This window comes from Demequina iriomotensis, assembly GCF_000971395.1.
GTDB classification, from domain to species: domain Bacteria; phylum Actinomycetota; class Actinomycetes; order Actinomycetales; family Demequinaceae; genus Demequina; species Demequina iriomotensis.
In genome coordinates this window covers 140,480-160,597 of sequence record NZ_BBME01000016.1, presented here as the reverse complement: position 1 = coordinate 160,597, position 20,118 = coordinate 140,480, and the positions used below count along the sequence as shown (strand labels likewise).

Sequence of the window (20,118 nt, the reverse complement as noted above, 5' to 3'; positions counted from 1 at the left end):
GATGTCGACGTGGGCGAAGGAGAGCGCGATGGGAACCACCCTTGCCGAGAAGCTGTGGGAGAGCCACCTGGTCAGGAAGGGTGAGGACGGCGCGCCCGACCTCATCTACATCGACCTTCACATGTGCCACGAGGTGACCAGCCCGCAGGCCTTCGAGGGCCTGCGCCTCGCGGGCCGCCAGGTCCGCCGGCCGGACCTCACCATCGCGACCGAGGATCACAACACCCCGACGCTCGACATCGACCTGCCGATCGCGGACGAGACCTCGCGCATCCAGATCAACACGCTGCGCTCCAACGCGGCCGAGTTCGGCGTGCGCATCCACTCGCTCGGCGACGCCGACCAGGGCGTCGTGCACGTCGTCGGCCCGCAGCTCGGCCTCACGATGCCTGGCATGACGGTGGTGTGCGGAGACTCGCACACCTCGACGCACGGCGCGTTCGGCTCGCTGGCCTTCGGCATCGGCACGTCCGAGGTCGAGCACGTGCTCGCGACCCAGACGCTCCCGCTCAAGCCGTTCAAGACCATGGCGATCAACGTCGACGGCGAGCTGCCCGAGGGTTCCACCGCCAAGGACATCATCCTCGCGATCATCGCGAAGATCGGCACCGGCGGCGGCCAGGGCTACGTGCTCGAGTACCGCGGCGACGCGATCCGCGCGCTCTCGATGGAGGCGCGCATGACGGTCTGCAACATGTCGATCGAGGCCGGCGCCCGCGCGGGCATCATCGCCCCCGACCAGACCACCTTCGACTACGTCGAGGGGCGCCCGCACGCCCCCGAGGGCGAGGACTGGGACGCCGCGGTCGAGTACTGGAAGACGCTCGTCACCGACGAGGACGCGGTCTTCGACACCGAGGTGAACCTGAACGCCGCGGACCTCGAGCCCTTCGTCACGTGGGGGACCAACCCCGGCCAGGGCCTGCCGCTGTCGGCCGACGTCCCGAACCCCGACGACATCGCCGACGAGGTCGACCGCGAGGCCGCCGCGAACGCGCTCGAGTACATGGGCCTCACGCCCGGCACGCCGCTGCGCGAGATCGCCATCGACACGGTCTTCCTGGGCTCGTGCACCAACGGCCGCATCGAGGACCTGCGTGCCGCCGCCGAGGTCATCCAGGGCCGCACCAAGGCCGAGGGCGTGCGCATGCTCGTCGTCCCCGGCTCGGCGCGCGTCCGCCTCCAGGCGGAGGCCGAGGGCATCGACCAGATCTTCAAGGACTTCGGAGCGGAGTGGCGCAACGCCGGCTGCTCGATGTGCCTCGGCATGAACCCCGACCAGCTGCGTCCGCAGGAGCGTTCGGCGTCCACGTCGAACCGCAACTTCGAGGGGCGGCAGGGCAAGGGCGGCCGCACCCACCTGGTGTCGCCGCTCGTGGCCGCCGCCACCGCCGTGCGCGGCACCCTGTCCAGCCCCGCCGACCTGGTCGACGCCCCCGCGGCGCTCGTCTGACCGTAAGGAGAACCGACATGGAGAAGTTCACCACCCACACGGGCGTCGGCGTCCCGCTGCGTCGCTCGAACGTCGACACCGACCAGATCATCCCCGCCGTCTACCTCAAGCGCGTCACCAAGACGGGCTTCGACGACGCGCTGTTCGCGGCATGGCGCGGCGACTCGGAGTTCATCCTCAACCAGGAGGCCTACAAGAACGGCAGCGTCCTCGTGGCGGGCCCCGACTTCGGCACGGGCTCGTCCCGCGAGCACGCCGTGTGGGCGCTCAAGGACTACGGGTTCAAGGTGGTCATCGCCTCCCGCTTCGCGGACATCTTCCGCGGCAACTCCGGCAAGCAGGGCCTCCTCGCGGCCGTCGTGTCCCAGGAGAACATCGAGCTGCTGTGGAAGCTGCTCGACGCCGAGCCGGGCAAGGAGATCACCGTCTCGCTCGAGCACCGGACGGTCACCTGCGGCGAGCTCACGGTCCCGTTCGAGATCGACGACTACGTGCGCTGGCGCCTCATGGAGGGCCTCGACGACATCGGCCTGACCCTCCAGCACGAGGAGGACATCACCGCGTTCGAGGCGACCCGCGCGCCCTGGCGCCCGACGACGCTGCCGGCGAAGCACCTGCCGAGCGTCGAGATCGAGGCCGCGCGTCCCGTCGAGGCGTAGCCGCCGCATCGTCCCGTCGAATCCCGATGGTGGATGTGACGCGGGTCTTCCGGTGTGAAGGCTGGGGCTGCCCCGGCCTTCACCCAGGAGCGCTCCCGTCCCATGCGTCATCGGGATTCGTCGCGTCTGGCAGAGTCGGGGCATGACGCCGGTCGCACCCGAGGTGCCGATGCTGCGAGCGGACGCGCGCACCGCGTCTCGCGTGACGGCCGCCGTGCTGGTGTGCGGCGCGGCCGTGCTCCTCCACGCGACCCCGCTCGCGCCGTTCGGCTTCATCGCGCTCGCGCTCGGGGTGGCGCTCGGGTTCGCCGAGGACCGCCGCCTGGGGCGCGACCTGGGGCTCGTCGCGCTGGGGCAGGTGATCATCGCGACGATCTCCCTGGAGGCGGACCTCTCGGACGCCGGGATGCTGCGCTTCGCCGTCGCGTTGTCGCTCGCCGTCCTGGTGCCGACCGCGATCAGCCGGTGGGGCTTCCGCGACGATGCGATCACGTTCCCCGTCGCGACGGGCCGGCGGTGGACACGCACGATGTGGACCTACCTCGCGGTGGTCGTCGCGGTCGGGTACCTGCTCCTGCCGTTCTACTTCATCTCCTCGGGCGCGTACCTCAACTGGCCCGAGCTCGACGGCGGCGGCGAGATCGCGCGGCTGTTCGTCGGGGTCAACGCGGTGGGGCTGTGGGACGAGCTGTTCTTCATCTGCGTCGTGTTCGCGCTGCTGCGCCGCCACTTCCCGATGGCGCTCGCGAACGTCCTGCAGGCGATCGTGTTCGTCAGCTTCCTCTGGGAGCTCGGCTACCGCGAGTGGGGACCGCTCATCACCATCCCGTTCGCCCTGGTCCAGGGATGGATCTTCGCGCGGACGAAGTCGCTGCCGTACGTGGTGACGGTGCATCTGCTGTTCGACGCCGTCGTCTTCGCGGTGCTCGTGCACGCGCACCACCCGGAGCTGTTCGACGTGTTCGTCACCGCGCCGTGACGAGCCTGGACGTGCTCGTGGCGCGCGCGGCCGGGCTCGCCTCGGAGCGCCGTGCGATCGTCGGCCTCACGGGGATCCCGGGCGCGGGCAAGTCGACGCTCGCGCGGGCGCTCGTCGCGGCGCTCGAGGCCGACGGGGTGCCGGCCGCCTCCCTCCCCATGGACGGCTTCCACCTCACCGCGGCCGCGCTCGCGGCGCGAGGCCTCACCGACCGCAAGGGCGCGCCCGACACGTTCGACGTCGACGCCTACGTCGCGCTGCTCGCACGGGTCCGCGCGGGGGAGGTGGTGCTCGCGCCCGACTACGACCGCGAGATCCACGACGTGGCCCCGGAGCGGCTCCCCGTGCCCGCGGAGGCACGCGTGGTGGTCACGGAGGGCAACTACCTGGGCCTCTGGCCGCGGGTGCGGCCCCTGCTCGACGAGCTGTGGCTCCTCGACGTGACGTGGGCCGTCGCGCGCGAGCGGCTGGTCGCGCGCAGGGTCGCGACCGGCCGGGCGGAGGACGATGCGGTGGCCTGGGTCGACGCGGTGGACGCGGCCAATGCGCGACTCGTCGCGGCGACCCGGACGCAGGCGGATCTGCTCGTCTAGCGTCCGTCCAGCCAGGCGCGGGTGCCGAACGACCCGAGCGACTCCGCGACCACCGAGGCGGCGACCCGGAGGTCCTCCGGAAGCCGCGCATCGTCCCTCCCGTGCGCGGCGATGCGCCACGCGAGCGCGCCGTGGAAGAAGTCGCCGGCGCCCAGCGTGTCGACCACGGGGGAGACGGCGACCGCGGGGACCTCGCCGTCGCCCGCCGCGGTCCGGTACAGCATCGAGCGGCCCCCGCGGGTGATCACCGCGGCGCCGACTCCGAGCCGGGACAGGTGCGCGAGCACCGCGGCGGGCTCGCCGGAGGTGCCCGGTGGCGCGTAGTCGCCCGAGACGACCGCGATGTCGCAGGCCGCGACCATGGCGTCGGTGTGCGGCTTGTGGCTGCCGGCGTCGAGGATGACGGGGATCCCGGCGGCACGGGCGCGCGCCGCGAGCGGAAGCGAGATCTCGGGGAAGTAGCCGTCGATGAGCAGGGCGCCGAACCCGTCGAGCGGCGGCCCCACCGTGGGGAGCAGCCCGCCGCCGGTCGCGACCCCCGAGGGCGACACCACCGCGCGGTCCCCGGTGGCGCGCGTCACCATGATCGAGGCGGTGACGGGAGGGCCGTCGTAGGTCGCGGCCTCGACGACGGCGACCCCGCAGCGGGACAGATCCGCCCGCATCACCTCGGTCAGCTCGTGACGCGGCAGGGCGGTGACGAGCGTGGGTGCGCCGCCGCAGCGCGCGAAGGCCACCGCCGCGTTCGCCGCGGGCCCGCCCGCGCACACCTGGAAGTCGAGCGCGGCGACCTTCTCGTCCGCGGCGGGCAGCCGGTCGACCAGCTGCACGATGTCGAGCGTCGCGAGCCCGGCGAAGAGAGCGGTGGCGGTCACGCCGTCAGCGTAGCGACCGTGCACGATGCGGCCTGGGCGGCGGGCATGGGGGAAGATAGGCGCCATGACCGACTCGATCCGGGTGACCGGCGGACGCCCCCTCACGGGCGAGATCACCGTCCGTGGCGCGAAGAACTTCGTCTCCAAGGCGATGGTGGCCGCGCTGCTGGGCTCCACGCCCTCGACCCTGCGCAACGTGCCTGATATCCGGGACGTCGCCGTCGTCTCCTCGCTCCTGCGCCTGCACGGCGTGGGCGTGGACTACGACGTCGACTCCGGCGTGCTCGCGATGGACACGTCCAGCCTGGTGCGGGCCGACGCCGCGCAGATCGCGGCGCACGCGGGATCGAGCCGCATCCCGATCCTGCTGTGCGGGCCGCTCCTGCACCGCCTCGGCGAGGCCGTCATCCCCGACCTCGGCGGCTGCCGCATCGGCGACCGTCCCATCGACTTCCACCTCGAGATCCTCCAGAAGTTCGGCGCGACCGTCACGCAGATGGAGGATGGCCTCTATCTCACGGCGCCGAACGGGCTCACGGGCATCAAGCACAAGCTCGAGTACCCCTCGGTCGGCGCGACCGAGCAGCTGCTCCTCACCGCCGTGATGGCCGAGGGCATCACGCACCTCGAGGGCGCGGCCGTCGAGCCCGAGATCAAGGACCTCATCGACACGCTCCAGAAGATGGGCGCCATCATCTCCGTGTCGACCGACCGCTCGATCACCATCGAGGGCGTCGACCGGCTGCGCGGCTACGACCACACGGCGCTCACCGACCGCATCGAGGTCGGTTCGTGGGCCGCCGCGGCGCTCGCGACCGCGGGCGACGTCTTCGTCCACGGCGCGCAGCAGCGCACGATGGGCATGTTCCTCAACGTCTTCCGCAAGGTCGGAGGCGAGTTCGAGGTGGTGCGCGACGGCATCCGCTTCTACCACCCCGGCGGCGACCTCAGCTCGATCGCGCTCCAGACCGACGTGCACCCCGGCTTCATGACCGACTGGCAGCAGCCGCTCGTGGTCGCCCTCACGCAGGCCAAGGGCCTCAGCATCGTCCACGAGACCGTCTACGAGAACCGCTTCGGCTTCACCGACGCCCTCAACCAGATGGGCGCCCACGTCCAGCTGTTCCGCGAGTGCCTCGGCGACGTCGCGTGCCGCTTCGGCGCGCGCAACTTCCAGCACTCGGCGGTCATCTCGGGCCCGACCCCGCTGCGGGCGGCCGACATCGAGGTGCCGGACCTGCGCGGCGGCTTCTCGCACCTCATCGCCGCGCTCGCGGCGGAGGGCACCTCGACCGTGCGGGGCATCGGCATCATCGACCGCGGCTACGAGAACTTCCGCGGCAAGCTGGCGGCGCTCGGGGCGGAGGTCGAGTAACCCGTGCCCACCCCTCCGTCACGCTTCTATCGCAACGCCGCGAGGCCCCTGCAGGCCCTGCTGACGTCCGCGACCCGCAAGGACTGGCACGGTGCCGAGCACCTGCCCATGGACACGGGCTTCATCGCCGTGTCGAACCACGTGTCCTACGCGGACCCCCTCACGCTCGCGCACTTCCTCTACAACAACGGCCACCCGCCGCGCATCCTCGCGAAGGAGAGCCTGTTCCGCGCGCCGTTCATCGGCTGGTTGCTGCGCGGCTTCGACCAGATCCCCGTGCACCGCGGGACGTCCCGTGCGGCCGAGGCCGTCGACGCGGCCGTCGACGTGCTCGAGCGCGGCGACATGATCGCGATGTTCCCCGAGGGCACCCTCACGCGCGACCCCGAGCTGTGGCCGATGGCCGCGCGCACCGGCGTGGCGCGGATGGCGCTGTCCACGGGTGTGCCCGTGGTCCCCATCGCCCAGTGGGGCGCGCATCGTCTGCTGCCGCGCTACGGCAAGATGATCCACCCGGTCCCGCGCAAGACGATCACGGTGGTCGCCGGCCCCGCCGTGGACCTCGATGACCTGCGCGGCGGCGATCTCGACACCGCCACCCTGCGCGAGGCCACCGACCGCATCATGGCTACGCTGACAGGCATGGTCGCGGAGATTCGTGGGGAGACGCCGCCGGAGAAGCCGTACGACATGCGCGCCAAGGGCGACGGGAGGCCCGCCCGATGACGCGGGCGGCGGTGCTCGGCGCGGGCGCCTGGGGCACCACCTTCGCGGCGGTCATGGCCGATGCGGGCACCGACGTCACGCTGTGGGGTCGCGACGCGGAGGTGATCCGCTCCGTCCGTGACGATCGGCGCCACGAGGCCTCCATCCCCGGCGTCGAGCTTCCCGTGGGCATCCACGCGACGACGGACATCGAGGAGGCGCTCGCGGACGCGGACATCGTCGCGGTCGCAGTCCCGGCGCAGCACGTCCGGCAGATCGTCGCGCCGTTCGCGGGCCTGGTGCCGTCGGGCGCGGTCGCCGTCTCGCTCATGAAGGGCATCGAGAGGGGCACCCACGCACGCATGTCCGAGGTCCTCTCCGAGGTGTGGTCGCTCGCACCGGAGCGCGTCGCCGTCGTGTCGGGACCGAACCTCGCACGCGAGATCGCGCAGCGTCAGCCCACCGCGACCGTGGTGGCCGCCGCCGACGCCGAAGCCGCGGAGCTGGTGGCCGCCTCCACCGCATCGTCCTACTTCCGGCCCTATACGAACGACGACCTCGTGGGCGTCGAGCTGTGCGGCGCCTACAAGAACGTCATCGCCGTGGGCGTGGGCATCACCGACGGCCTCGGCTTCGGGCACAACACCACGGCGACCGTCATCACGCGAGGGCTCGCGGAGATCACGCGGCTGGGCCTCGCGATCGGCGCCCGACCCGAGACCTTCTCGGGGCTCGCCGGCATGGGGGACCTGATCGCGACCTGCGCGTCGCCGCTGTCGCGCAACCACACCCTGGGCGCGCACCTGGGGCGCGGCAGCTCGCTCGACGAGGCGATCGCGCTCACGCGCGGCACCGCCGAGGGCGTCAAGACCGCCGCCGCGGTGCAGCAGCTCGCCGGCGAGGCCGGCGTCGACGTGCCCATCTGCGACGGCGTCGTGACGATGCTCGCGGGCGAGGCTCCCGTCGAGGCTGTCATCGAGGCGCTCATCACCCGGCCGCGCAAGGCGGAGGTCGACTGATGGCCAAGCCCACCGTGGCGATCGTCTTCGGCGGCCGGTCGACCGAGCACGGCGTCTCGTGCGTGACCGCGGGCGGCGTGCTGGGCGCGATCGACCGCGACCGCTGGGACGTCGTCGCCATCGGGATCACCCGCGAGGGCCGCTGGACGCTCGCCTCGACCGAGCCGGGCGACTGGCGCATCGTCGACGGCGCCATGCCCGACGTGCCGCGCTCGCACGCCGTGGTGCTCCCGCCGTTCGAGGCGGGATCGCGCGAGTGGCGCGTGGTCGAGGACGGCACGATGCGGTCGCTCGGCGAGATCGACGTGGTGTTCCCGCTGCTTCACGGCCCGTGGGGTGAGGACGGCACCGTGCAAGGGGCGCTCGAGCTGGTCGACGCGCGCTACGTCGGCTCGGGCGTGCTCGCGTCCGCCGCGGGCATGGACAAGCAGTTCATGAAGACGATCTTCGCCGACGCGGGGCTGCCCGTGACGCCCGACGTGGTGGTGACGCCCGTGCACGGCGTGGCCGCGCAGCGTGAGCGGATCGAGGCGCTGGGGCTGCCGGTGTTCGTGAAGCCCGCGCGCGCCGGATCGTCCATGGGGATCTCGAAGGTGTCCTCGTGGGACGCGCTCGAGGCCGCTGTCGCCGACGCGCAGAAGCACGATCCGAAGGTGCTCATCGAGGCCGCCGTGGTCGGGCGCGAGATCGAGACCGCGGTGCTCGCGACCCCGGGCGGGCTGCTCACCTCGCCGCCGGGGGAGATCATCACGGGTGGGGACCACGACTTCTACGACTTCGACGCGAAGTACCTGGACGAGGCCGCGGTGACGCTGCTGTGCCCGACGTCGCTCGAGCCCGCGGTGGCGGCGACGGTGGCCGACTACGCCAAGCGCGCGTTCCGGGCCATCGGCGCGGAGTCGCTTGCCCGGGTCGACGTCTTCGTTACGGACGCCGGCGGCGTGGTGGTCAACGAGATCAACACCATGCCGGGCTTCACCACGACGTCGATGTACCCGCGGATGGCGGCCGCGGCGGGGATCTCCTACCGCGAGCTGATCGAGACGCTGCTCACCGTGGCGCTCGAGAGGCCCGTCGGGCTGCGCTGACCGCTCCAAAGCCCTGACACTGGCAACGGATCTCGGACCGACACGCCGGCGATCCGTGGCCACACCCACGCGACACACCGCCGACCCGGGACTCACTCCGTTGCGAGTGTCACGGGGAGGGGAGGGGGCTCAGCGGCACTCGAGGCCGTTGGACGGCGCGCGCGACACGGCCGGCGACACCTCGGCGAGGACGTCCCCGAGCGCGTCCTGAGCCCGCTCCTTGGGGACCAGCAGCTCGACGGCGGGGGAGCGGCCGAAGCTCACGGTGCGCCACCGGTCGCCGTCGTCGATGACGAGCCAGTCGACCGCGACCCCCGACGCGTCGATCGCGAGGCACTCGTCGGTGGTGGGACCGGGCGGCTCGACGCCGCAGCGCATCACCAACGGATAGTCCTCGCCCCACGACGCGGTCGCCTGCGAGGTGGTCTCGTGGTACTCGAGCCCGCCCACCACGTCGGGCACCGCGAGCATGACGCGCGCACAGTCCGGGTCCGCGGCGTACGGCGCGGGATCCACGGGCAGGGGGCTCGCGCAGGCCGCGAGCGTCGCCGTCGCCAGCACGGGAGCGAGCAGGGCGAGAGGGCGGGCCATGGGGAGAGCCTAGGCGTCGCGGGACGATGCGCGGGACGCCGCCGTGTCAGCTCGCGCCGTCGACCACCACGCGGTCGCGGCCCTCGCGCTTCGCGCGGTACATCGCGGCGTCGGCTCGGCGCAGCGCCGACGCGAGATCGTCGCCCTCGGCCACCACCGTGACCCCGTAGCTCACCGTCGGGAAGTCGGGTGCGGCGGGATCGCCGGCCTCTCCGTACTCGCGCCGCAGCGCCTCCACGCGGGCGGTGGCCACCTGCACGTCCGACGTGGCGAGCAGGAGCGCGAATTCCTCGCCGCCCACGCGTCCCGCGATGTCGCGCGGTCCCATCGCATGGCGGACGGCCGAGGCGAACGCCTCGAGCGCGCGGTCGCCCGCCTCGTGGCCATGCGCGTCGTTGACGCTCTTGAAGTGGTCGAGATCGGCGACGACCATGGTCGAGCGGCCGCGCCGTGCGGCGACGCGGGCCGACGCCCGACGCTCGAACTCCGCGCGGTTCCACAGGCCGGTGAGCGGGTCGCTCGTGGCCCGGATCTCGAGGTCGAACACGCTCTCCGCCAGGCTCATCTCCGACATGGTGAAGGTCACCACCACGAGCGCGATGATGAGCGCGATCGTGGTCTGGGTGGTCCCGACGGTCCACGCGAAGACCGGATCGTGAGGACCGACCACCAGGTACAGGAGCGCTCGGAGCGTGTAGAAGGCGGCGAGGGCGCACACGCCGATCCCCAGTACGACCGTCGCGCGATCCGCCCGCGACCCGGCGTAGCGTCCCCCGCTCTCGCGGCGCTCGCGGCTGACGCGACGCATCTCGAACGCGGCGAGCCACAGATACGTCGCCATGCTCACGAAGAGGGCGGCGTTGCCCGCCCAGACGTTGGTCGACGGATGCTCGAGCATCGACATGAGCACCGTCACCGTCGGGCCGACGGCCACCGCGCGCCACGGGGTCGCGCGACCGCTGAGGGAGCGGGCGGCGCCCCAGGTGCAGGCGGCGGCGAGCGCCGACAGGATGTTCGCCACCGGGTTGGCGGCGACCTGGGCGTCCGTGCCGTTGAACAGGTACAGCGCGGTGCCGACGCCCGAGGTGACGAGCGACGCGGTCCACCACGCCGAGTACCTCGAGCGGTCGCGCCGGTACACCCCCACGTACGACAGCACGAGCAGGGTCGCCGCCACGGCGGCCAGCGCGACACGCAGCGTCAAGGGATCGAGCACGGCCGTACCCTAGCCGCACCCGTGCCCGCCGGGTATGAGCCAGGTCACACCCCGGGGCGCGGTGTAGCGTCGCCTGGTGATCGCGCTCCGCTCTCTCCCGCATCGGCGCGCGTTATCGCTCGCGTGGCCCGCGATCGTCGGCAATGTCACCGTGCCGCTCGTCGGGCTCGTCGACACCGCCATGCTCGGCCACTTCTCGGACGCCACGCACATCGGCGCGGTGGCGCTCGGCTCCACGGTCCTGAGCGCGGTGATGTGGCTCGTCGGCTTCCTGCGCACCGGCACCACGTCGCTCGTGGGCCGCGCGCTCGGCGCGGGGCAGGACGATGCGGCGGTCGCCCACGCGCAACGCTCGGCGCTGCTCGCGCTCGCGCTCGGCGCGGGGGCGCTCGCGGCGCAGTGGGTCGCCGTCCCCGCGGTCATGGCGCTGCTGGCGCCCGCGGGCGAGGTGCGCGACCTCGCGATCCAGTACGCGTGGATCCGCGTCGGCTCCGTGCCGGCCGCCCTGGTCACGCTCGTGATCTCCGGCTGGTTCGTCGGCGCCGGCGACACGCGGCGCCCGCTGGCGATCGTCGCGACCGTCAACGTGGTCAACCTGGGACTCGACGTCGCCTTCGTCGGCGGGCTCGGCTGGGCGTCGGCCGGCGCCGCGGCCGCGACGGTGATCGCGGAATGGCTGGGTCTCGCCGTCGCCGTCGTGCTGTGGTGGCGCGCGGCGGGGCCGTCCACGCGGGCCGCGGCGCGGCGGTGGCGCGGACGGGGGCTGAGGTCGGGGTGGAGGCGCCTGGCCTCGATGAACACCGACCTGCTGGTGCGGACCGCGATCCTCTACGCGGTGCTCACGTTCGTCACGGCGTACGGCGCGCGGCTCGGCCCCGACATCCTCGCGGCCAACGCGATCCTCATGCAGCTCATGCTGCTCGCCAGCTACGGCCAGGACGGCTACGCCCACGCGGCCGAGGCGATGGTGTCGCGCGAGATCGGCCGGCGCGACGTGCCGGCGTTCCATCGCGCGGTGGCCGCATCGGCCCTGCCCGCCGTCGCGATCGGCGCGGCGTTCACGCTCCTGTACCTCGTCGCCTCGGGGCCGTTCATCGGGGTCCTCACCTCGATCCCGTCCGTGACGGAGGCCGCCGACCGCTATGTCGGCTGGGTCGTGTGGCTGCCCCTCGCATCGTCCCTCGCCTACCTGTTCGACGGCGTGTTCCTGGGATCGGGGCGCACGCGCGCCATGGCGGTCACGATGGCGGCCTCCGCGGCGCTCGTATTCGTGCCCGCGCTGGCCGCGGGCATCGCGTGGATCGGCGACCCCCGCAACGACGACGTGTGGCGCGCGTTCCTGCTGTTCAACGTCGCCCGCGGCGCGTTCCTGGCGATCGCCTACGCCCGCGTGACGCGCCGCGGGGCGTGGCTCGCGGCCGTGCACGCCTGACCCTCCCCGCCGGACCCTCCCCGCCTGGACACTGCCAACGGAGCTGGTCCCGACACGCGGGGGCGGGGGCGCCCTCTCGGCCGTGAGCGCGGCGTGTCGCGGCGAACTCCGTTGCCGCTGTCAGGCGGGGGTGTCAAGAAGTCTTGACATCATGTCAAGTCCGGCTTACGTTCGAGATGTCAAGAACCTTTGACATCGGGAGTCGCCATGACCATGACCGAACGCACCGTGTGGGCCACGCTCGTCGTGTTCCCGCTGGTCGGCATCGTGTACTTCACGGTGATCCTCACGCAGGCGGCGGACCGGCCGATCGAGGACGTCTCCTGGGTCGCGCCGATGCTGTGGGCCTGGGGCGCGCTCATCGTGCTCATCATCGCCGGCGTGATCGCCTCGGCGATCGCCACGGGCGTCCGCGCGGAGGTCGCGGGGGAGAAGCCGGACTTCGAGGACGGCGACGTGCGCGACAAGGAGATCGAGCGCATCGGCAACGCCCGCGCGTACACGATGGCCTCGTTCGGAGGCATGGCCGCGACCGTCCTGCTCATGCTCGACGTCGACCGCTTCTGGGCGGCGAACGCGCTGTTCCTCGCGGGTCTGCTCGCCGGGATCATCGCGGCGGGCAGCCGCATCCACGCGTACCGGACCGGGCTGTGATGGGCCGGTCCACCCAGGTCACCAACGCGATCCGCGCGCTGCGGTTCGCGCATGGGGAGATGACCCAGGCCGAGCTGGCGGCACGCATCGGCGTGACGCGCCAGACGGTCATCGCCATCGAGCAGCGGCGCTACTCGCCCTCGCTCGAGATGGCCTTCCAGATCGCGCGGGCCCTCGAGGTGCCCCTCGACGCGGTCTTCCAGTACCCCGAGGCGGAGCAGGCCTAGCCGCTCGTCACCGCACGCCCCGCACGGCCGCGCCGCGGCCGGGGCGAAGCGCACCCTCCCACGGCCCTCGGCGGCCGGACCACGAAAGGCGGTGAGCGTCCCATGAGGGCCGTCACCTACGACAGCTACGCAGGACCCGAGTCGCACGAGCTGCGCGACATCCCGATTCCCGAGCCGGGCGAAGGGCAGGTGCGCATCCGCGTCACCGCCGCCGGGCTCAACCCCTGGGACTGGCACATCTATCGGGGCGACCCGTGGCTCGCGCGCGTCAGCTTCGGGCTGCGCTCGCCCGGACAGCGGGTGGTGGGGGCCGATGCGGCGGGCGAGGTCGACGCGCTCGGTCCAGGCGTCGAGGGGCTCGCGGTCGGCGACCGGGTGTTCGGCTTCCTCGGCTTCGGCGGGTGCGCCGACTTCGCGGTCGCGGAGGCGTCGAAGATCGCGCGGACCCCCGCCGGCGCCACCGACGAGGAGGCGGCCGCGGTGCCGATCGCCGCGGTCACGGCGCTCGGCGGGTTCGCCGACGGCGGTGGATGCGAGGGCAGGAGCGTCCTGGTGATCGGCGCGTCGGGGGGTGTGGGCCACCTGGCGGTGCAGATCGCACGGGTCCTCGGCGCGCGCCGGGTGGTCGCGGTGTGCTCGGGCGCGAACGCCGCGATGGTGTCCCTGCTCGGCGCGGACCGCGTCATCGACTACACGCGTGAAAACGTGCTCGACTGCGGCGAGGTCTTCGACGTGGTCTACGACACGGTCGGGACCACGCGCCTCACGCGGCTCAAGAGGATCATCGCCTCCGACGGCGTGTACCTCGCGGCCGGAGGCCTGGGCGGAGGGCCGCTGCTCGGCCCCGCGTGGGCGATCTTCTCCGCGAAGGCGGCGAGCCCGTTCGCCCGCCGCCGCGTGGTCGTGGTCGGGACCGAGCCGACCACCGAGCACCTGAGCAGGGTCGCGGCCTGGATCGAGGAGGGCTGCGTGCGCCCCGTGATCGCCGGCGCGTACCCGCTGGAGCGCACCGCCGAGGCGTTCGCGCGGCTCGAGGCGCAGCATGTCGCGGGCAAGCTGGTGGTACAGGTGGCCTGATGCCGCGGTGGGCCGGGGCGCGATCCCGGCCCACCGAGGTGCCATCAGGCGGCGAGCGGCGTGTGGGCGTAGACCGCGCGCACCTTGTCGCGGTTCCGGGTGGCCCAGGCCGCTCCCTTGGGAGCGACGGCGGCGAGCGCCGCGATGGCGACCACGGCGGCCCCCTGGAGCGCGGGGGCGGCGAGGCCGGTGACGACCCCCCTGAGGACGAACGCCTCGGCGAATGCGAGCCCGAGGATCGCGAGCGAGGCGAGGATCGCGAGCTCGTTGCGCCAGGCGAGGGCGACCACGACGGTGGCGAGGGCCGCGCACGGCACCATCACCGACCCGACGAACCAGGCGATGTCGAGACCGTGGACCTCGATGAACGGAACGGCGTCGCCCCACATCAGGTCGCGCGTGAGCGTGCCGCCCCCATCGGTCCAGGTGATCGCTCCGCCCATGAACCAGGCGAGCGCGGCGACCTGGACCGCAGCGAAAGCGACGAGCAGCAGAGTGAGCGCGCGGTAGGTGGTGCGCATGATCGATTCCCCCCGCGGGAGGAGGCGCGAGCGCGGGATCTGGTGCCCGCCGGAGACTCGGGCGCCTCGGCCCGCGCCACTCAGGATCGGCGGTCGCGAGGACGTGGTCAATGCCGGGAATGCCCCCATTTGTGGTGGTCGGCCACCCCTATTTCTGGGGACAGCGCGACGTGCTCGCGCATCGTCCCGCCGCCCGCACGGCGGCGGCCTCCGCCGCCCGTAGCCTTGACCCATGACGACGATCGGCGAGATGGGGGAGGACGCGCTCATCGCGGCCTTCGCCCCGAGGCTGCCCGTGTCCGATGCCGAGATCCTCGGCCCGGGCGACGATGCGGCGGTGGTCGCGGTCGATGGCGACCTGGTGGTCTCGTCCGACATCCTCGTCGAGGACCGCCACTTCCGGATGGACTGGTCGACCCCCGAGGACGTCGGGTGGCGCGCGGCGATGCAGAACCTCGCCGACATCGATGCCATGGGCGCCGTGCCGACGGCGCTCCAGATCACGCTCGCCGCGCCATCGTCGTTGGACGCCGACTGGGTGATGCGCTTCGCCGACGGCGTGCGCGAGGCATGCGAGCCCCACGGCGTCGGCGTCGTCGGCGGCGACCTGTCCGGCGCCCGCGAGGTCTCGGTGTGCGTCACCGTGCTGGGGGAGACGCACGGCACCGAGCCGGTCACCAGGGCCGATGCGCTGCCCGGCCAGGTGGTCGCGGTGTCCGCCCCGCTCGGCGCGGCCGCGGCGGGCTACGTGCAGCTGACCGAGGGGCGTCGCATCGACGAGGAGACCATCGGGCTGTTCCTGCGTCCGCGTCCGCGCATCGGCGCCGGGCTCGAGGCGGCGCTCCACGGCGCGACCGCGCTCATGGACATCTCCGACGGCCTGCTACGGGATGCGACCCGGATCGCGCGCGCGTCGGAGGTCGGGATCGACATCCGGGCGGAGGGCGTGCCGGTGCACGAGGGCGCGCGCTTCGCGGCGCTCGAGCTGCAGATCGATCCGCGGCCGTGGGCGCTCACCGGGGGCGAGGACCACCACATGCTCGCGGTGTTCCCGCGGGAGTCCGCCGTACCCGCCGGCTGGACGGTCGTGGGCGAGACCACGGACGCGTTCGCGGGTGTGCGGCTCGACGGCGCGGTCCCGGACTCCCTCGGGTGGGACCACTTCGGCGGCTGAGCTCGGGCCGGGCCTGCCTCGCGGGCGCGTCGCCGCGCGCGGCCGACACGCATGTCGGGGCGTTCGTGCACCGATCCGGCGGGGCGGTCGGTCGCGGCACGCATGACGGACCAGGCGGCGGCGGGTCCGCCGCCGCGGAGCCGAGACCGATGCACGTGCGGCACCGCGTCACCCCGCCATCGCCACGGCCTGCGGTCGGGCAAACGAAAACGGACGTCCTCGGAGGAGAGGACGCCCGTCTCGGGGTGGGGTCGGCTGTCAGCCGCGCCGATACGCGCCGGAGCGCGCATCCATCAGATGGCGCGCTGGACCTTGCCGGCCTTGAGGCACGAGGTGCACACGTTGAGTCGCTTGGGGGTACCCGCGACCACGGCACGCACGCGCTGGATGTTCGGGTTCCAGCGACGCTTGGTGCGGCGGTGCGAGTGCGAGATGCTGTGACCGAAGGACGGTCCCTTGGCGCAGACGTCGCAGGTGGCAGCCACGATAGTTCTCCTAGTTTCTGGCGCGGACCGGTGATCCGGACCGCAAAGCTTGGGGGCCCGGGTGCTCGGGCAACCGCAATAGATTAACCGAAGAACCCGGATCACGGCAAACCCGACGATGCGCGAGGCGCGTACCGGGAGGGATGTCCACGGTGTCGGTGGGCCGTGCCACGATAGTACGCGAGCGGCGACCCCGTGCCGCCCCAGCGTCGGAGGTGACCCGTGAGCGAAGCGCATGCGCTGCGCCGCTGGCTCGGGTCGGGCCTCGACGCCGTCCGCCGCTCGCGGGGCCACCTCGACGCGATCAACGTCTTTCCCGTGGCGGACTCGGACACCGGGACGAACGTCTACCTGACCCTCCAGGAGGGCAACCGGGCCATCGCGCGCCTGCCCGCCGACGCGTCGCATCGTGACGTCGCCGCGGCGTTCGCTCGCGGCGCTCTGCTCGGCGCCCGCGGCAACTCCGGCGTCATCGTGAGCCAGTACCTGTCCGCCCTGCTGCGGGTGGTCGACGCGCACGGCGGGCTCGACACGGTGGACGCGACCGGGATCGCGGAGGCGCTCTCGCGCTCGTCCGAGGCGGCGTACGCGGCCGTGGGCACGCCGGTCGAGGGCACCATCCTCACGGTCGCGCGCTCCGCCGCGCGTGCCTCGACCGCGGTCGCGGCACGCGGAGGCTCGCGCGAGGAGGCGATCGTCGCCGCGGTCGACGGCGCACGGGAAGGTCTGCGGCTCACCACCGAGCAGCTGCCGAGCGCGCGCGACGCCGGGGTCGTCGACGCCGGCGCGGCCGCGCTCGTGCTCCAGCTCGAGATGCTCGCCGAGACCATCGCGGGCGCCGACGCGCTCGCGCACCACCCCGAGGTGGCGTGGGAGCTGCCGGGCCACCGCCACCGTCGGGTTCAGCCGGGCCACCCCGGTCACGGCGACGAGCATGGCGGAGCCTACGAGGTCATGTTCGTCGCGGACCGCGACGAGGGCTCGCGCGCCGAGATGGTCGAGCGTCTGCGCGCCGTGGGCGACTCTGTCACCGTGACCTCCGGCATGGGACTGCTGCATGCCCACGTGCACAGCGACACGCCGGCCCAGGCGGTCGCCATCGCCGAGGACGTGCAGGCGCACCAAATCGTGGTGCGGTCGATCGCGATGAGCATGGTGCAGGACCGCGCCGCCACGGGCGTCGTCGCGCTGACCACATGCCCCGGCCTCGCCGAGCCGCTCGCGGATGCGGGCGCGGTGGTGCTCGTCGTGCCGGATCCGGGCGCGCTGCGCAAGCGCGACCTGCGCCGCGCGGTGCGTGACGCCTCGGGCGCCGAGGCCATCGTGATCGCCGGCGACGCCGCGCTCCGCGGCGCCGCGCACGAGCTCGCCGACAAGCGCGGGAAGCCCGACCTGGTCATCATCGACGCGACGCATGAGGCGCACCTGATCGCCGCGGTCGCGGCGTCGGCGCTCGCGACGCCGGGAGAGGACATCGAGGCGCTCATGCGCGCGGCGGTCGACGCGACCGTCGTGGGGGAGAGCACCGGCGATGCGCTCGACAGCAACCTCGATGCGCTCGTCGGCCCGCAGACCGACGTCGTGACGCTCGTGCTCGCGCGAGGGATCGACCCGTCCGTGGCCGACGAGGCGCGCGCCTCGATCGAGGCCCGGGCGCCCGGCGCCGAGGTCGCCGTCTACCGGGGCGGCCAGGAATGGCCTCCTGTCCTGATCGGGGTGGAGAGGGCGCCGGCGTGACCGGGCGCCTCGACGAGCCGCTGAGCAAGGTCCTCGGCACCCGCACCGCCGGATCCCTGGAGAAGCTGGGGCTCGCCACGGTCGGCGATCTGCTCCGCCACTATCCGCGCCGCTACGGCGCTCCGGGCGAGCTCACGCGCCTCGGCGAGCTCCGGGAGGGCGAGCACGTCACGGTGATAGCGCAGGTGCGGACCGCGACCGTGCGGCAGATGCGGTCGCGCGGCGGCGCGATGCTCGAGGCCGTGGTGACGGACGGGCACGACACCCTCCAGCTGACGTTCTTCGCCAAGCGCGCGGGCGTGCTCCGGCTCCACGAGGACAAGCTCCGCGCGGGCCGTCGCGGGCTCTTCACCGGCACCGTGGGCGACTACCGCGGTCGCCGGCAGCTCACGCACCCCGACTACCTCATCGTGGGGGTCGACGCCGCGGACGAGGACGAGGCGCTGGCGGAGGCCTCCCGCCCGATCCCGATGTACCCGGCGGCCGCCGCGGTGCCCACGTGGCGCATCGGCCGGGCGGTGCGCGCCGTGCTCGACCCGCTCACGGAGGCCGACGTCCCCGACCCCATCCCCGCGGAGCTGCGCGAGCGGAGGGGGCTTTCCACGCTGCTCGAGGCGCTGCGCCTGGTCCATGTCCCGGACAGCGACGCCGATCACCGGCGGGGTCGCGAAAGGCTGCGCTTCGAGGAGGCGCTCGTGCTCCAGACCGCGCTCGCCCGCCGCCGCGCGGATCACGATGCGCTGTCCGCCACGGCACGGCCCGCGCGCGCAGGCGGTCTGGTCGACGCGCTCGACGCGCGGCTCCCGTACGCGCTCACCGCGGGCCAGCACGAGGTGGGTGCGACCATCGCGGCCGACCTGGCGCGCGAGACCCCGATGCTGCGGCTGCTGCAGGGGGACGTCGGCGCCGGCAAGACCGTGGTCGCGCTGCGCGCGATGCTCCAGGTGGTCGACGCCGGCGGCCAGGCGGCGCTGCTCGCACCCACGGAGGTGCTCGCGGCGCAGCACGCAAGGTCGCTGCGCGACCTCCTGGGACCGCTGGGAGACGGCGGGATGCTCACCGCGGCAGACGACGCGACGCGCGTGGTGCTGCTCACGGGGTCGCAGGGGTTCCGGGAGCGGCGTGCTGCGCTCGCGGAGGCGGCGTCGGGTGCGGCGGGGATCGTGGTCGGCACGCACGCGCTGCTGGGCGACACGGTGCAGTTCGCGGACCTGGGCCTCGTCGTGGTCGACGAGCAGCACCGCTTCGGCGTCGAGCAGCGCGACGCGCTGCGGGCGCGCGGCCGTCAGGTGCCGCACACGCTCGTGATGACCGCCACCCCGATCCCGCGCACCGTCGCCATGACGGTGTTCGGCGATCTCGAGACCTCGGTCCTGGCGGACCGGCCCGCGGGCCGGCAGGAGACCCTCACCCACCTGGTGCCGGCAGGGAACGCCGCATGGATCGACCGGGTGTGGGCGCGGGTCCGCGAGGAGGTCGACCGGGGCGGCCGTGCCTACGTGGTCTGCCCGCGCATCGACGGCGACTCCGAGGAGGAGGCCGAGGAGACGCCGCTCGACGCGCTCGCGGACGATGCGGGGGAGGCGCCCGACGCATCGTCCCGGCCGCCGCTCGCGGCGGTTCTCGACGTGGCCGAGGCACTGCGCGCCACGGACGCGCTCGCGGGGATCGGGATCGGCGTCATGCACGGGCGCCTGACGCCCGAGGAGAAGGACCACGCGATGGCGGCCTTCGCCTCGGGTGAGGCCCCCGTGCTGGTCGCCACGACCGTGATCGAGGTGGGCGTCGACGTACCCGCGGCGACGGCGATGGTGATCCTCGACGCTCAGCACTTCGGCATCTCCCAGCTCCATCAGCTGCGCGGTCGCGTGGGCCGCGGCGACAAGCCGAGCGTCTGCCTGCTCGTCTCGCACGCGCAGGAGGGCACCGTCGCGCACGAGCGCCTCGGCGCGCTCGCGGCCACCACGGACGGCTTCGCGCTCGCGGAGAAGGACGTCGAGCTGCGCCGCGAGGGCGATGTGCTGGGCGCCGCGCAGTCGGGCGGGCGCAACTCGCTGCGCCTGCTGCGCGTGGTCCGCGACGCGAAGGTGATCGAGGAGGCGCGCGCGGAGGCGGCGGCCCTGGTGGGCGCCGATCCGACGCTGGCCGATCATCCCGGGCTCGCGGACGCGATCGCGGATCTGCTCGACCCGGAACGCGAGGACTTCCTGACGCGGTCGTGACGCCGCCGGTGTCATCGCGTGCCGTGGTCCCGCATG

General features: G+C 73.2%; 20 protein-coding genes. 15 read left to right on the top strand and 5 right to left on the bottom strand.

What is annotated here, in order from left to right; translation table 11 throughout:
- Nucleotides 1-28: 28 nt before the first annotated feature.
- From leuC to AOM09_RS11540, 4 genes are all read left to right on the top strand, one after another.
- Entirely contained in the window at nt 29-1,453 is a 1,425-nt protein-coding gene (gene leuC, locus AOM09_RS11555) for a 3-isopropylmalate dehydratase large subunit (protein ID WP_062388540.1), read from the top strand.
- Nucleotides 1,454-1,470: 17 nt separating this feature from the next.
- Nucleotides 1,471-2,112 (top strand): 3-isopropylmalate dehydratase small subunit, encoded by a 642-nt coding sequence (gene leuD, locus AOM09_RS11550; protein ID WP_062388539.1) that lies wholly within the window; start codon nt 1,471-1,473, stop codon nt 2,110-2,112.
- 142 nt (nt 2,113-2,254) lie between these two features.
- Nucleotides 2,255-3,091 carry a CPBP family intramembrane glutamic endopeptidase gene (locus AOM09_RS11545; RefSeq protein ID WP_062388536.1) on the top strand — a complete coding sequence of 279 codons (837 nt, stop codon included), beginning with the start codon at nt 2,255-2,257 and terminating at the stop codon, nt 3,089-3,091.
- A complete protein-coding gene (locus AOM09_RS11540) occupies nt 3,088-3,684 on the top strand; it encodes a nucleoside/nucleotide kinase family protein (protein WP_062388533.1) in 597 nt (198 codons plus the stop codon). The genes AOM09_RS11545 and AOM09_RS11540 overlap by 4 nt, the downstream gene beginning before the upstream one ends.
- On the opposite strand, the gene AOM09_RS11535 is transcribed toward AOM09_RS11540, so the two are convergent.
- Nucleotides 3,681-4,559 carry a PfkB family carbohydrate kinase gene (locus AOM09_RS11535; RefSeq protein WP_062388653.1) on the bottom strand — a complete coding sequence of 293 codons (879 nt, stop codon included), beginning with the start codon at nt 4,557-4,559 and terminating at the stop codon, nt 3,681-3,683. The two genes, AOM09_RS11540 and AOM09_RS11535, sit on opposite strands and share 4 nt — an antisense overlap.
- 64 nt (nt 4,560-4,623) lie before the next feature.
- Here AOM09_RS11535 and murA point away from each other — a divergent pair, with 64 nt between their 5' ends.
- Genes murA through AOM09_RS11515 form a run of 4 tightly spaced genes read left to right on the top strand, consistent with a single transcriptional unit; the run spans nt 4,624 to nt 8,746 of the window.
- The gene (murA, locus tag AOM09_RS11530; protein WP_062388530.1) at nt 4,624-5,934 is read left to right on the top strand and encodes a UDP-N-acetylglucosamine 1-carboxyvinyltransferase; all 1,311 of its coding nucleotides are present in this window, start codon (nt 4,624-4,626) and stop codon (nt 5,932-5,934) included.
- A 3-nt stretch (nt 5,935-5,937) separates the two neighbouring features.
- A complete protein-coding gene (locus AOM09_RS11525) occupies nt 5,938-6,660 on the top strand; it encodes a lysophospholipid acyltransferase family protein (protein ID WP_062388528.1) in 723 nt (240 codons plus the stop codon).
- Complete coding sequence (locus AOM09_RS11520; RefSeq protein WP_062388525.1) at nt 6,657-7,658, top strand: NAD(P)H-dependent glycerol-3-phosphate dehydrogenase; 1,002 nt, start codon at nt 6,657-6,659, stop codon at nt 7,656-7,658. Before AOM09_RS11525 ends, AOM09_RS11520 begins: the two co-directional genes overlap by 4 nt.
- Nucleotides 7,658-8,746 carry a D-alanine--D-alanine ligase family protein gene (locus AOM09_RS11515; protein WP_062388522.1) on the top strand — a complete coding sequence of 363 codons (1,089 nt, stop codon included), beginning with the start codon at nt 7,658-7,660 and terminating at the stop codon, nt 8,744-8,746. Before AOM09_RS11520 ends, AOM09_RS11515 begins: the two co-directional genes overlap by 1 nt.
- A gap of 129 nt (nt 8,747-8,875) precedes the next feature.
- Here AOM09_RS11515 and AOM09_RS11510 read toward each other — a convergent pair whose 3' ends face one another.
- Complete coding sequence (locus AOM09_RS11510) at nt 8,876-9,337, bottom strand: DUF3515 family protein (protein WP_062388519.1); 462 nt, start codon at nt 9,335-9,337, stop codon at nt 8,876-8,878.
- Between the two features lie 46 nt (nt 9,338-9,383).
- Nucleotides 9,384-10,553 (bottom strand): GGDEF domain-containing protein, encoded by a 1,170-nt coding sequence (locus AOM09_RS11505; RefSeq protein ID WP_062388517.1) that lies wholly within the window; start codon nt 10,551-10,553, stop codon nt 9,384-9,386.
- Nucleotides 10,554-10,629: 76 nt separating this feature from the next.
- Between AOM09_RS11505 and AOM09_RS11500 the strand changes: the two genes are divergently transcribed.
- The 4 genes from AOM09_RS11500 to AOM09_RS11485 all read left to right on the top strand — a co-directional run bounded on the left by AOM09_RS11500 (nt 10,630) and on the right by AOM09_RS11485 (nt 13,943).
- Complete coding sequence (locus tag AOM09_RS11500) at nt 10,630-11,985, top strand: MATE family efflux transporter (protein ID WP_062388515.1); 1,356 nt, start codon at nt 10,630-10,632, stop codon at nt 11,983-11,985.
- Between the two features lie 207 nt (nt 11,986-12,192).
- Complete coding sequence (locus tag AOM09_RS11495; protein ID WP_062388512.1) at nt 12,193-12,639, top strand: hypothetical protein; 447 nt, start codon at nt 12,193-12,195, stop codon at nt 12,637-12,639.
- Nucleotides 12,639-12,866 carry a helix-turn-helix transcriptional regulator gene (locus AOM09_RS11490; RefSeq protein ID WP_062388509.1) on the top strand — a complete coding sequence of 76 codons (228 nt, stop codon included), beginning with the start codon at nt 12,639-12,641 and terminating at the stop codon, nt 12,864-12,866. Before AOM09_RS11495 ends, AOM09_RS11490 begins: the two co-directional genes overlap by 1 nt.
- Before the next feature lie 102 nt (nt 12,867-12,968).
- A complete protein-coding gene (locus AOM09_RS11485) occupies nt 12,969-13,943 on the top strand; it encodes an NAD(P)-dependent alcohol dehydrogenase (RefSeq protein WP_062388499.1) in 975 nt (324 codons plus the stop codon).
- Between the two features lie 44 nt (nt 13,944-13,987).
- On the opposite strand, the gene AOM09_RS11480 is transcribed toward AOM09_RS11485, so the two are convergent.
- A complete protein-coding gene (locus AOM09_RS11480; RefSeq protein ID WP_062388496.1) occupies nt 13,988-14,464 on the bottom strand; it encodes a hypothetical protein in 477 nt (158 codons plus the stop codon).
- Between the two features lie 232 nt (nt 14,465-14,696).
- Here AOM09_RS11480 and AOM09_RS11475 point away from each other — a divergent pair, with 232 nt between their 5' ends.
- Nucleotides 14,697-15,638 carry a thiamine-phosphate kinase gene (locus tag AOM09_RS11475; protein ID WP_062388493.1) on the top strand — a complete coding sequence of 314 codons (942 nt, stop codon included), beginning with the start codon at nt 14,697-14,699 and terminating at the stop codon, nt 15,636-15,638.
- Between the two features lie 293 nt (nt 15,639-15,931).
- On the opposite strand, the gene rpmB is transcribed toward AOM09_RS11475, so the two are convergent.
- A complete protein-coding gene (gene rpmB, locus AOM09_RS11470) occupies nt 15,932-16,123 on the bottom strand; it encodes a 50S ribosomal protein L28 (protein ID WP_042216526.1) in 192 nt (63 codons plus the stop codon).
- Between the two features lie 222 nt (nt 16,124-16,345).
- On the opposite strand from rpmB, the gene AOM09_RS11465 reads away from it, so the two are divergent.
- Both AOM09_RS11465 and AOM09_RS11460 read left to right on the top strand, forming a co-directional pair.
- The gene (locus AOM09_RS11465; protein ID WP_062388490.1) at nt 16,346-17,860 is read left to right on the top strand and encodes a DAK2 domain-containing protein; all 1,515 of its coding nucleotides are present in this window, start codon (nt 16,346-16,348) and stop codon (nt 17,858-17,860) included.
- Nucleotides 17,818-20,082 (top strand): ATP-dependent DNA helicase RecG, encoded by a 2,265-nt coding sequence (locus AOM09_RS11460; protein ID WP_062388487.1) that lies wholly within the window; start codon nt 17,818-17,820, stop codon nt 20,080-20,082. The genes AOM09_RS11465 and AOM09_RS11460 overlap by 43 nt, the downstream gene beginning before the upstream one ends.
- The last annotated feature ends 36 nt before the right edge of the window (nt 20,083-20,118 follow it).